General features: G+C 71.6%; 10 protein-coding genes. 6 read left to right on the forward strand and 4 right to left on the reverse strand.

Annotation, left to right across the window (positions count from 1 at the left end):
* Positions 1-276 precede the first annotated feature (276 nt).
* The 3 genes from AB3X10_RS17970 to AB3X10_RS17980 form a co-directional block, all read right to left on the reverse strand.
* Entirely contained in the window at positions 277-1,356 is a 1,080-nt protein-coding gene (locus tag AB3X10_RS17970) for an NAD(P) transhydrogenase subunit alpha (protein ID WP_369976776.1), read from the reverse strand.
* 231 nt (positions 1,357-1,587) lie between these two features.
* On the reverse strand, positions 1,588-3,915 hold the full coding sequence (locus AB3X10_RS17975) for a DUF1631 domain-containing protein (RefSeq protein WP_369976778.1): 2,328 nt from the start codon (positions 3,913-3,915) through the stop codon (positions 1,588-1,590).
* Positions 3,916-4,139: 224 nt separating this feature from the next.
* Entirely contained in the window at positions 4,140-6,380 is a 2,241-nt protein-coding gene (locus AB3X10_RS17980; RefSeq protein ID WP_369976780.1) for a DUF1631 family protein, read from the reverse strand.
* Between the two features lie 155 nt (positions 6,381-6,535).
* Between AB3X10_RS17980 and AB3X10_RS17985 the strand changes: the two genes are divergently transcribed.
* From AB3X10_RS17985 to AB3X10_RS18010, 6 genes are all read left to right on the forward strand, one after another.
* Positions 6,536-7,111 carry a nitroreductase family protein gene (locus tag AB3X10_RS17985; protein ID WP_369976782.1) on the forward strand — a complete coding sequence of 192 codons (576 nt, stop codon included), beginning with the start codon at positions 6,536-6,538 and terminating at the stop codon, positions 7,109-7,111.
* Positions 7,108-8,031, forward strand: coding sequence for a 5'-3' exonuclease (locus tag AB3X10_RS17990; RefSeq protein WP_369976784.1), 924 nt, complete (start codon positions 7,108-7,110; stop codon positions 8,029-8,031). Before AB3X10_RS17985 ends, AB3X10_RS17990 begins: the two co-directional genes overlap by 4 nt.
* Positions 8,032-8,287: 256 nt before the next feature.
* Positions 8,288-8,839, forward strand: a complete 552-nt coding sequence (locus tag AB3X10_RS17995; RefSeq protein ID WP_369976786.1) for an NUDIX hydrolase — start codon at positions 8,288-8,290, stop codon at positions 8,837-8,839.
* Positions 8,832-9,632: an N-formylglutamate amidohydrolase gene (locus AB3X10_RS18000; RefSeq protein WP_369976788.1), complete on the forward strand. Its 801-nt coding sequence runs from the start codon at positions 8,832-8,834 to the stop codon at positions 9,630-9,632. Before AB3X10_RS17995 ends, AB3X10_RS18000 begins: the two co-directional genes overlap by 8 nt.
* 75 nt (positions 9,633-9,707) lie before the next feature.
* Positions 9,708-10,598 carry a transglutaminase-like domain-containing protein gene (locus AB3X10_RS18005; protein ID WP_369976790.1) on the forward strand — a complete coding sequence of 297 codons (891 nt, stop codon included), beginning with the start codon at positions 9,708-9,710 and terminating at the stop codon, positions 10,596-10,598.
* 341 nt (positions 10,599-10,939) lie between these two features.
* Complete coding sequence (locus AB3X10_RS18010) at positions 10,940-11,626, forward strand: hypothetical protein (protein ID WP_369976792.1); 687 nt, start codon at positions 10,940-10,942, stop codon at positions 11,624-11,626.
* A 121-nt stretch (positions 11,627-11,747) separates the two neighbouring features.
* On the opposite strand, the gene pip is transcribed toward AB3X10_RS18010, so the two are convergent.
* Positions 11,748-12,689, reverse strand: a complete 942-nt coding sequence (pip, locus tag AB3X10_RS18015) for a prolyl aminopeptidase (protein WP_369976794.1) — start codon at positions 12,687-12,689, stop codon at positions 11,748-11,750.
* Positions 12,690-12,736 lie beyond the last annotated feature (47 nt).

The raw sequence follows: 12,736 nt of genomic DNA on the forward strand, positions 1-12,736 counted from the left end.
CCGACCGACTCCGTCGCTATAAGAACCAGGGAGACATCGCGCCATCGTCCGAGTCGAAAATGCGCGAGCATGTCGACTCAGCGGCCTTGCTCAAGGATTTGCCATCGGCGGCTTTCGGCGGCGTGTTGTAGGAGCAGCTTCAGTCGCGACCGGCGTTACCGGTAAGGCCGGTCGCGACTGAAGCCGCTCCTACAAAGGACCGAAGCTGCTCGAAGGCTGGCGGCAGTGGCCACTGGGTATATGCAGGCTGGCAGCCGTGCCAGGCGCGAGCCGCGCTCAGCCCGTCCAGCGCGTCTTGGCCAGCAGCTCGTCGTCCCAGTCGTAGGCGATCGCGCCGTCCTTGAGGAACAGCGCGACGAAGTTGTAGACGTTGCGCGCATACATCTCGCTGGCGTGCACCGCGCCCATGCTGGCCAGGTCGAGCGGGCCGGCGACGACCACGCCGCCGTGCTCGATGGTCTCGCCGGGGCGGGTCAGTTCGCAGTTGCCGCCGGTCTCGGCGGCCAGGTCCACCACCACGCTGCCCGGCTTCATGCCCTCGACCATCGCCGCGCTGAGGATCTTCGGTGCCGGCCGCCCCGGCACCGCCGCGGTGCACACCACCACGTCGATGCCCTTCAGGTGATCGGCCAGGCGCCGCTGCTGCTCGGCGCGCTCCTCGTCGGTCAGTTGCCGCGCGTAGCCGCCCTCGCCCGCGGCGCTGACGCCCAGGTCGAGGAACTTGCCGCCCAGCGACTCGATCTGCTCGCGCGTCTCCGGGCGCACGTCGAAGCCCTCGACCTGCGCGCCCAGGCGCTTGGCGGTGGCGATGGCCTGCAGGCCGGCGACGCCGGCGCCGACGATCAGCACCTTGGACGGACGGATGGTGCCGGCGGCGGTGGTCAGCATCGGGAAGAAGCGCGGCGCCAGCTGCGCGGCGATCAGCGTGGCCTTGTAGCCGGCCATGCCGGCCTGCGAACTGAGCACGTCCATGGCCTGGGCGCGCGTCGTGCGCGGCAGCCGTTCCAGCGGGAACGCGACCAGCTGCCGCGCCTGCATCGCCTCGGCGCGCGCCGGGTCGGCCTGCGGCTGCAGGATCCCGACCACGCCGGCGGCGGGCTTGAGCTGGCTCAGCGCGGCGACCGGCAGCGGTTGCACGCACAGCACCAGGTCGGCCTGCGCCGGGGTCGCGGCATCGGCGAGCTGCGCGCCGGCCGCCAGATAGGCCGCATCGACGAAACCGGCCGAGACCCCGGCGCCGGGTTCGACGTGCACCTGCGCGCCGAGCGTACCGAGCTTCTTCACCGTCTCCGGCGTCGCCGCCACGCGGCGTTCGCCCTGCGCCGATTCCTTCACCACCAGCACCTGCACTGCCATGCGATTCCCCGTGGGTTGCCCGCCCTAGTCGGCGCCGATGCTACAGGGTCCGCGCCGCGATGGCAGCGCCGGGCGGCCGGTGCGCGTCCTAGCGGGCCGCACCGCGGGCGCGCAGGCATGCGCGAGGACCAGCGAGCAACTTGTGGGAGCGACTTCAGTCGCGACGGGCTTTACCGGGAAGGCCCGTCGCGACTGAAGTCGCTCCCACAATGCGTTGATCGCAGCAGGCCCTCAATGCAGGGTCGCGTTCTGCGGGTCGAGCCGGTCGATGACGCCCTGCATCGCGCTGTCGAAGGCGCCGTCGTTGATATGGCTGCGCAGCCGGCCCAGCCGCACCATCACCGCCAGTTCCTCCGGCGAGGCCACGCAGAAGCGCACGCCGCGGCGGTTGACGAACAGCAGCCGCGCCGAGATCGGGCTCACCCACGACAGCTTGCCGGTCTGCACCTTGCCGTCGCGGTCGATGAAATCCAGCCAGGTGCCGATCGCCATCTTGCGGAAGCGGTCGGCGTCGGCGTTGTCGAAGTCGTCCACGGTGTCCGGCGTGGTCAGCTCCACCGGTTGCGCCTCCTGCACCGGCGGCTGCGGCAGCGCCACCTGCGGCAGTTCCGGCAGCGGGCGCTCCAGTTCCGGGCGCAGTTCGGCCACCGCCTGCAGCGTGTCGTGCAGCACGTTGATCGCCGAGGCGGCCGCCTCGGCATGCAGGCCGACGCTGGCGAAGACCTTGTTCAGCGGCCCCTGCCAGGCCTGCAGCCAGGGCTTGCCGACGATGTGCCGCTGCGCCTCGGCCGCTTCCTCGAGCAGGCCATCGGCCAGCGCCAGCGCATCGCGCACGCCGGCGCCGTCCTCGCCCTCGCGCAGCACCGCCATGGTCAGGTGGTGCTGCCACGGCTGGCGCAGGAAATCCTCCAGCGCCTTCGGCAGCTGCCGGCCCTGCATCCGCGCCTGCAGTTCGGCCTCGGCGCGCTGCCGGGCCAGCTCGAGTTTCTCCTGGCCGCGCTGGGTCTCGGCGGCGCGGCGCTCGGCGATCTCGATGCGGCGCCGGTGCTGGGCCAGGAAATCGCGGAATTCCTCTTCCAGGGTCAGGAAGATCGCCAGGTTCTCGTTGAACTCGGCGACCAGCCGCTCGATGATCTCCTCGACCTTGCCCATCAGCACGCGCTCGGCCGGGCTCTCGCCGGTATTGCCTTCGCAGGCCTCGGCCAGCGAGTTGAGCAGGCGCCGCGCCGGATGGGTCTTCTGCACGAACATGCGCCGGTCCAGCAGCGCGACCTTGACGAACGGCACCACCAGGCGCCCGATCAGCTCGCGCGAGCGCCCTTCCAGGTCGCGTTCGTCGAGCATCACGTCGAACAGCATGCCGACCAGGTCGATCGCGTCCTCGTCGACCGGATCCAGCCGCGCATGCGCCGGATCCACGCCGAACTGGGTGGCGTTGGACAGTACCTCGCTCTTCAGCCGCTGCGCCAGCGATTCGCCGTCGTCGCCGATCGCCGCGCGCAGCGTGGCGCTGGGCGTGGCCTGCAGCAGCGACAGCACCGAGATCATCTCGCGCTGGCTCAGCGAGCGCTGCTGGCCGACCGCGACGGTGGCCGCGGAGGTGGCGCTCTCGCGCACGCTGCGGGTCTGCTGCAGCAGTTCGTGCAGCGCCTCCAGCAGCACGCCCTGGCTGCCGCCGGGCAGGTTGGCGCCGGCCTCGGCGTAGCCGTCGGTGGCCTGCAGGCGGCCGCGGCTCTCGGCCCAGCGGTTGACGAAGCGGCTGGCCCAGGCCGGCGCGTAGTGCTCGTCGTACTCGCCCGCCTCGCCGGCGGCGCCGCCGTCCTCGCCGAAACCGGGGCTGTCGCCGCGGGCCTGGCGCTCTTCCGGCGCCGGCGCACGCCGCGGCGCCGGTGGCGGCCGCGGCCGCGAGATCTCCGGCATCACCCCGGCCCGCGCCAGGCTGTCGTCCAGTTCCTGGTAGAGCTTGCCGATGCCGGCGGTGAGGTCGCGCTCGCACAGCTTGATCAGCACCAGCCGCACTTCCGGGGCCAGGTCGCTGGTGGAGAACGCGGCATGCACCGCGACGCCGACGTGTTCGGGGCCGACCGGATTGGTGTCGGCGTCCAGCTCCAGGCCGCCGGCGATCCAGCCCAGGCGGCGGTCGATGCGGCTGAGCACCGGCTTCCATTCGCGCAGCAGCACGCTGGCCAGGTTGCGCACCGCCAGCCGCGATTCCAGTTCGTGTTCGGACACCAGGCTCAGGCCCTGGCCGTAGCCGGCCAGCGCCACTTCGGCCGACAGCGGCGTGCCGGCCTCCAGCGCCTGCCAGGACTGGTCCAGCTGCGCGCGGAAGCGCGCGGCGATCTCGTCGCGGCGGCGGCGCAGTTCGCGCATGCCGTCCAGGAACAGCAGCTGCGAGGCGCCGGCGCTCTCGGCGCGGTCGAACAGCACGTCGTCGAAATGCGCCAGCGCGGCGGCGAACGCCTGCCCCAGCACCGGCAGCATGCCGTCGCGCGCCTGCATCAGCAGATGCGGGTCGCGCGCGTGGTGTGCGTGCGGCGAGCTGGGGCTGAAACTCATGCGCGAAGGCTCCGCGCCGGGGACGGCGCAAGGAAAAGAGTAAAAGGAAGGCGAACGGACGCGGCCCCTGTTTCCGCCTCTGCATGGTAGGCAAGGTACCTGAACAACAACCGTGATGCGCTACACATTTTACGCTCCGGAACGTGACCTCTTACCCCATCCTAGGCGGTCTTTGCACAACGCCCGCTGCAGCGCCGTGCGAAACCGAATCTGTCTTCTCACGTTCAGGCTGCGACCGCGACCCGCTCCAGCCGGTCCACCGCCCCCTGCATCGCGCTGTAGAACGCATCGTCGTCGCGGTGCAGGCGCAGCCGATCCAGTTGCACCATCATCGCCAGCGCTTCCGGCGAGGCCACGCACAGGCGGCCGCCGCGGCGGGTGACGAACATCAGCCGCGAAGAGATCGGGCTGACCCAGGACAGCTTGCCCGGCTGCACGCGGCCCTCGCGATCGACGAAGTCCAGCCAGGTGCCCATCGCCAGGGTGCGGAAATACTCGGCGGTGTGGTGGTCGAAATCGGACGCCTGCGCCGGTTCCGGCAGTGCCGGCACCGCCTCGGCCGCCGGCGCCTCGGGCGCGACGGCGACCGGTGCGGGCGCCGCGGTCTGCAGCGGGCGCGCATGCGCCAGATCGTCAAGGGCCGCATGCAGGCCCAGCCAGGCGGCCTCGGCAGCGGCCGCATCCAGACCGACGCTGGTCCACAGCCGCAGCAGCTCGGCGCGTTGCGGCTGCAGCCAGCCGTCCGCCGGCACGCCGCCGCCGGTCTGCGCCTGGCGGCATTGCGCCAGCACCGCGTCGCCGAGCGCCAGCGCCGCGGTCACCGCCGCGCCATGGCCGTCGTCGCGCAGCGCCGACTGCTGCAGGTACTGGCACCAGTGCTGGCGCAGGAAGGTCTCGATCGGCGGCGGCAGCGGCGTGCCGTCGGCGCCGCGCTGCAGGCGTTCGTCCACGGCCTGCGCGGCAAGCTGCCGCGCCTTGTCGCGGCGTTCCTCGGCGCGCTGCAACTCGGCCGCGCGGCGCTCGGCGATCTCCACCCGGCGCCGGTACTGCTCGTAGGCGCTGCCGAATTCGGCTTCCAGGGTCAGGAACACCGCCAGGTGCTCGTCGAAATCCAGCACCACCCGCTCCACCACCGCCTGCGCCTGCGCCAGCAACACCTGCTCGATGGCGCTGTCGCCGGAGTTGCCGTCGCAGGCATCGGCCAGCAGGTTGAGCAGGCGCCGTGCCGGGTGCCCGTCGCGCACGAACAGGCGGCTGTCGATCAGCGCCACCTTGGCCAACGGCACCAGCATCTGCCCGAGCAGCTCGCGTTGCGCCGGCTGCAGCACGCACTCGTCGAGCATGACCTCGAACAGCAGCCCGACCAGGTCCAGCGTGTCCGCATCGGCCGGATCCAGGCGGGTCGCGGCCGGATCCAGCCCCAGCGATGCGCCGATCGCCACCAGTTGCCGGCGCAGGCCCTGGGCCAGCGGCGCGCCGTGCTCGCAGATCGCGGCGAAGCCGGCCAGCGGCGTGGTCTGCAGCAGCGACAGGATCGACAGCACTTCGCGCGGCGACAGGCTGCGGCGCGCGTCGGCGGCGGCGTCGGCCGCGGCTGGCTGCGCCTCGTGCAGCAAGGCGCGCAAGGCCGGCGGCAGGACTTCGTGGTCGTCGCGGGCATGCGCATCCAGCGCGCGCGCGGCGCGCCGCTGCGCCGCCGACAGCGGCGCGGCCACATTCCAGGTCTCGAAGAAGCGGCTGATCCAGTCCGGCGCCGCCGCGTCGCCGCTGGCGCCGTTGCGCGGGATGGCGCGGCGCCGGGTGCGCCCCAGCGGCAGCGAACGCGCGCGTGCGACCTCGTCCAGGCGCTGCTCCAGCCGCGCGTACAGCTCGCCGACCCGCTCCTGCAGTTCCTGCTCGCAGATCTTGACGATCGCCAGTTGCACCTGCGGCGCCAGCACCAGGCCGTGCAGCGCCGCATAGACCGCGGCGCCGACGTGCTCGGGACCGAACGGGTTGTTGTCGGCATCGATGCGCTGGCCGCCGGCGATGAAGCCCAGGAAGCGGTTGAGCCGCATCAGTTCCGGACGCCAGCGGTGCTGGATCGCGCCGGCCAGGTTGCGCACCGCCAGGCGCACGTCCAGTTCCTGCTCGGAGACCAGGCTCAGGTCGCCGCGCTCGCGCGCCAGGGTGCGCTCCACCGACAGCGGGCGGCCGGCCTCCAGCGCCTGCCAGGCCTGCGCCAGGTGGCCGCGGAAACGCGCGGCGATCGGCTCGCGCTGCTGGCGCAGCAGCTGGATCGCCTCGAAATAGTCATTCTGCGCCGGCCCCGCGCGCTCGGCCATGCGGAACAGCGCATCGGCGAGCACGTCCAGCACTTCGCCGAACGCACCGGCCAGCGGCACCGACACCACGTCCCGGACCTGGTCGAGCAGGTCCGAGTTGCGGCTGGGCAGCAGCTCCTCGGCATATTCGGCGATTGTCATGGCAGTGTGATACGCAAGCTCAAGTGAGACCGACGTCAATTCGGAAGTTAGCGGCAGATCCAGGATGGAACTTGACTCTCCGTGTAACCGCGGCATCCGCTGCCGCTCTTGGGCGCCCGACTATAATCCGGCACCCGCCCCACGGAATCGAGACTATGCGCACACTTCATTCGCTGCAAGCGCTGGATGAGCGCCGCTCGGTGCCGTCCAAGCAATTGGGCGAGCCCGGACCCGACGACGCGACCCTGCTGGCGATGCTGCGTTCGGCGGTCCGCGTGCCCGACCACGGCAAGCTGGTGCCGTTCCGGTTCCTGCGCATCGCCGGCCAGGCGCGCCTGGCGCTGGGCGATTTCCTGGCCGAGCGCACGCTGCAGCGCGACCCGGACGCGCCGCCCGCCGCGGTGGACAAGGACCGCGAGCGCTTCGCGCATGCGCCGCTGGCGATCGCGGTGATCGCGCGGCTGCAGCGCGAGGCGAAGGTGCCGGAGATCGAGCAGTGGCTGAGCGCCGGTTCGGTCTGCTTCGCGCTGCTGCAGGCGGCGCAGGCCTACGGCTTCGGCGCGCAGTGGCTGACCGCCTGGATGGCCTACGACGACGCGGTGGCGGCACGCCTGGGCCTGGCCGAGAACGAGCGCATCGCCGGCTTCATCCATATCGGCACCGCGCGCATGCAGGTTCCGGAGCGCGAGCGCCCCGACCCGCAGCAACTGCTCAGCGACTGGACGCCGTGAACGCAGCGGCGCCGGCATTGCGGCCGCTGTACCTGGTCGACGCCAGCCTGTACGTGTTCCGCGCCTGGCACTCGATCCCGGACGAGTTCCAGGACGCGCAGGGCTGGCCGACCAACGCGGTGCACGGCTTCGCCCGCTTCCTGCTCGACCTGCTCGAACGCGAGCGCCCGCAGCACATCGTCATCGCCTTCGACGAGGCGCTGGACAGCTGCTTCCGCAATCGCCTGTATCCGGCCTACAAGGCCAACCGCGCGCCGGCGCCGGACGCGCTGCGGCGCCAGTTCGCGCACTGCAAGGCGCTGTGCGCGGCGCTCGGCCTGGGCGTGCTGGCGCACCACGACTACGAGGCCGACGACCTGATCGGCAGCGCCCTGCACAGCGTGCGCGGCACCGGCTTCCACGGCGTGATCGTGTCCGCCGACAAGGACCTGTCGCAGCTGCTGCTCGAATTCGACGAGCAGTGGGACTACGCCCGCGGCCAGCGCTGGGGCGCGGCCGGGGTGAAGGCGCGACACGGCGTGCATGCGCACCAGATCGCCGACTACCTGGCGCTGACCGGCGATGCGATCGACAACATTCCCGGAGTGACCGGCATCGGCGCCAAGTCCGCGGCGATCCTGCTGGCGCATTTCGGCGACCTGGACACGCTGCTGGCGCGGATCGACGAAGTGGCGTTCCTGCGCCTGCGCGGCGCGGCGCAGATGGCGCTGCGCCTGCGCGAACAGCGCGAGCATGCGCTGCTGTGGCGGCAACTGGCCACCATCGCGCTGGATGCGCCGCTGCATTCGGCCGCGCCCGGCTTCGCCCGCGGCCAGGCCGACGCCGACATGCTGCACGGCCTGTGCGAGGCGCTGCGTTTCGGCCCGCTGACACGGCGCCGGCTGCTGCAGGCCGCCGGCCTGGACGGTCCCGTCGGCTAGCGTCGGCGCGGGTCGTCAGCCAACCACCCGCGCCCCTGCAGGAGCGGCTTCAGCCGCGACAAACGCAGCCATGCACATCGCGGCATCGAAAAAGCACCCGAACCGACGCTCCGCCACACGCAACCGCTCCCAAATCCCGCAAACGGCATCAGCGCACGCGCATCATCGCGATGCCGATGGCTCTACACTTCGGTACAGCCGGGCCGCGCGTCGACGTGGCCGCGCCACCTTTTTCCGAACCGAGCGAACGCCGCCCATGACCCGCCACGACTCTCCGCCCCGCGTCGTCTACGAAGGCAAGTACCAGCGCATGGTGGTGCGCGGCACCTGGGAATATTCCGAACGCGTGCACGCCGGCGGCCTGGCCGCGATCATCGTCGCGGTGACCCCGGACGACGACGTGCTGTTCGTCGAGCAGTTCCGCGTGCCGCTGCAGGCGCGCACCATCGAGATGCCGGCCGGGCTGGTCGGCGACATCGACGCCGGCGAATCGATCGAGGTCTCGGCGATCCGCGAGCTGGAGGAAGAGACCGGCTGGACCGCCGACCACGCAGAAGTGCTGATGATCGGCCCGACCTCCTCCGGCGCCAGCAACGAGAAGATCGCCTTCGTCCGCGCCAGCGGCCTGCGCAAGGTCGGCGACGGCGGCGGCGACGCCAGCGAGGACATCACCGTGCACGCGGTGCCGCGCGCCCGCGCCGCGGCCTGGCTGGTGCAGAAGATGGGCGAAGGCTACGAGCTGGACGCCAAGCTGTGGGCCGGGCTGTGGATGATCGAGCACCAGTTGGACGGCACCCCGCGTGGCTGAGCCGACAACCCACGCCGATGCCGCGCCGTCCCTGCTCGGCGCGGGCGATCCGCCGCCGTATCGCGTGTACCAGGCGCAGGGCCGCTCGCCCTACCTGCTGATCGCCGACCACGCCGGACAGCAGGTGCCGCAGGCGCTGGCCGACCTGGGCCTGCCGCAGCACGAACTGGACCGGCACATCGGCTGGGACATCGGCATCGCAGGCGTGACCCGCGCGCTGGCGCAGGCGCTGGACGCGTTCGCGATCGTGCAGACCTATTCGCGGCTGGTGATCGACTGCAACCGGCCGCTGGCGGCGCCGGGTTCGATCGCCGAGGTCAGCGACGGCACCGTGGTGCCGGGCAACCAGGGCCTGGACGCCGCCGCGCGCGCGGCGCGCGCCAGCGAGATCTTCGCGCCCTACCACGCGCGCATCGCCGCCGAACTGGACCGGCGCCGCGACGCCGGCATCGCCACCATCCTGATCGCGATGCACAGCTTCACCCCGTCGATGGCGGGCGTGGCCCGGCCCTGGCATGCCGGCGTGCTGTACCAGCGCGATGCCCGCTTCGCGCAGGCGCTGCTGGCCGAGCTGCGCGCCGAGCCGGGGCTGGTGGTGGGCGACAACCAGCCGTATTCGGTCAGCGACGCCACCGACTACGCGATCCCGGTGCACGCCGAGGCGCGCGGCCTGGCGCACGTGGAACTGGAACTCCGCCAGGACCTGATCGCCGACCCCGCCGGACAGCAGCAATGGGCGCAGCGCTTGCTCAGCATGCTGAATCGGTTGCAAGCTGCCTTCACACCGGGCTGAGCGCAGGCTGCGCACTCTCGGTGCATCGCCGTCCGTTCGGACGCCCTTCGCTGCATGCACCGGACCCTTGCCCCCATGCTCATCCGCCTCGGCTACGAGATCCGCTACCGTTTCCTGCAGCCCACCCCGGTGCTGGCCATGCTCGACATCCACGACAGCCGCCGCACCGACATCGTCGTCGCCACCGCGCTGCAGACCGAGCCGGCGATCCCGCTGCGCGGCTACCGCGACCAGTTCGGCAACAGCTGCACGCGCATGCTGGCCCCGGCCGGCCTGCTGACCCTGCGCGCCGACGCGGTGGTGCGCGACAGCGGCCTGCCCGACCAGTATCGCTACGACGCGCCGCAGACGCCGGTGGAACAGCTGCCGGACGACACCTTGATGTACCTGCTCGGCAGTCGCTACTGCGAGACCGACCTGCTCAGCGGCATGGCCTGGGACCTGTTCGGCAGCGCGCCGACCGGCTGGGCGCGGGTGCAGGCGATCTGCGACTACGTGCATGCGCAGATCGAATTCGGCTACGAGCACGCGCGGCCGACCAAGAGCGCCGCGCAGGCGCTGCAGGAAGGCCGCGGCGTATGCCGCGACTTCGCCCACTCGGCGATCGCGCTGTGCCGCTGCATGAACATCCCGGCGCGCTATTGCACCGGCTACCTGGGCGACATCGGCGTACCCGCCTCGGCCGCGCCGATGGATTTTTCCGGCTGGTTCGAGGCGTTCCTGGACGGGCAGTGGTACACCTTCGACGCGCGCCACAACCTGCCGCGCATCGGCCGCGTACTGATCGCGCGCGGCCGCGACGCCGCCGACGTGGCGATCAGCAATACCTTCGGCTACAACACGCTGGAATCGTTCGTGGTGTGGACCGACGAGACCGACCAGGCACGGCTGGATCCGCGCCCGGCCGCCGCCAGCGCCGTCGGCACCGGTGCCGCGGCGCTGCATACCGAAGGGCTGTATCTCTAGCGCGGTTCCGACCCAGGCACGCTCGCTTGCGGCGGCGCGAGTCGGGCACGACCGCTGGTCCGCGCCCTGCAGGCGAGTCCCCCCTGCAGGGACATGAGACCCAGTGATACAGGGGCGGGCGTCCTGTGGGAGGGACTTCAGTCCCGGCTGCAGGAACTCCCGGGACCCCAGCCCTGCTCTCATCGGCCCGTTCGGGACAGCTTCCCTCGAAAAGGGGGCCATGGTCCCGCAGGGAGCAGGAAGCGCCGCGCGCCGCGTGGCTGGCCGCGACACACCCCGGCAAGAGCGCGCAAACGCCGCGACGTAGCATCGCCCGACTCGTCGTTTGCCGGAGTCTCGCCGTGTTCGTCCGCCGTCGCTGCCCACCCCTCCTGCTGCTGGTGCTGATGCTGCAGGTCCCGGCATTCGCCCAATCCATCGCCAGCGATCCGCCAGCGCAATGGCAGGCCGACGCCAAGGCCAACAGGAAAGCCGCCAAGCAGGCCGAGAAGGCCGCCGAACGCGCCGCGCCGCGGCAAGCGGCGGCGGGCGGTCCACCGCCCGGCGGCGAGGGGCCGGACGCAGGCCCTGGCGGGCCGGGCGGCAAGGCAGGTCCAGGCGGCCCGCCGGGCGGACCCGGCGGCGGCTCCGGCGCGCGCCGCGCCAGCGGTCCGCTGCAGATGCTGCGTCCGGAGATGGAGTTCGCCGCGCCGTTGACCGACACCCTGCTGCTGTACCGCACCCGCGAATCGGTGGTGTTCGGGCGCCGCGACAGCAGCGAGGTGGTGATGCTGCCGCTGTCCGGCGCGCGCGTGCAGATCGCGCCCGGCGTGCAGGCGCTGCTGCACGACAACGCCGACGGCATGCTGGTGGAGATCAGCACCAGCAACGGCATCCGCGTGTCCTATCGCTATGTCGCCGATGCGCAGGATCCGGACAGCCTGCGGGTGCACATCCGCGCCGAGGGCCATGCCGAATCGCAGCGCGGCGGGGTGTTCGAGGTCGATCGCGTGTACCGCCGCGCCAACGCCGCGAAACGCAAGGGCTGAGCCGCACCGCATCGCGGCCGGCGCGGCCGGTTGCGACCCCGCCCGCGCCGACGGCGCATGCATTGCCGTTCCGCCCACCTGATGCCGTGTGCCGCGACCGGCGGCACACGGCATGCCCGCGTCAGGCGAAGGCGTCGGTCGCGCGCACCAGCGCGTCGACGTTCTCGGTCTCGAATGCGGAATGGCCCGCGCTCGGGGTGATCTGCAGCGTCGCCTTCGGCCAGGCCTTGTGCAGCTCCCAGGCGCTTTGCAGCGGGCACACCACGTCGTAACGGCCCTGCACGATCACGCCGGGGATGTCGGCGATCCTGCCCGCGTCGCGCAGCAGCTGGTCCTCCACTTCGAAGAAGCCGCCGTTGACGAAGTAGTGGTTCTCGATGCGCGCGAACGCCAGCGCGAACTGCGCGTCCTCGTGGCCGCTGACGAAATCCACATCCACGTGCAGGAAGCTGGTGGCGCCTTCCCACACGCTCCAGGCGCGCGCGGCGGCCAGGCGCGTGGCCTGGTCGTCGCTGGTCAGGCGGCGATGGAACGCGGAGATCAGGTCGGCGCGCTCCACCGGCGGAATCGCGGCGACGTAGTGTTCCCAGGCATCGGGGAACAGCCGGCTGGCGCCTTCCTGATAGAACCACTCCAGTTCCCAGCGGCGCAGCATGAAGATGCCGCGCAGCACCAGTTCGGTGACGCGCTGCGGATGGGTCTGCGCGTAGGCCAGCGCCAGGGTCGAGCCCCAGCTGCCGCCGAACACCTGCCAGCGCGCGATGCCGAGCGTCTCGCGCAGCTTCTCGATGTCGGCCACCAGGTCCCAGGTGGTGTTGTCGACCAGGTCCGCATGCGGCGTGGAGCGGCCGGAGCCGCGCTGGTCGAACAGCACGATGCGGTACTTGGCCGGATCGTGGAAGCGGCGCATCTTGGCATTGCAGCCGCCGCCCGGCCCGCCGTGCAGCAGCACCACCGGCTTGCCCTGCGGGTTGCCGCACTGTTCGTAATACAGCGTGTGGCGCGCATCCACCGGCAGCGTGCCGCTGTCGAACGGTTCGATCTCGGGGTATAGCGTGCGCATGACGGCTCCTGCGGGAAAACCCGATTTTAGCGGGGAAGCCCCAGCCC

Origin of the sequence: Xanthomonas sp. DAR 80977 (assembly GCF_041240605.1) — a bacterium.
GTDB classification, from domain to species: Bacteria; Pseudomonadota; Gammaproteobacteria; order Xanthomonadales; family Xanthomonadaceae; genus Xanthomonas_A; species Xanthomonas_A bundabergensis.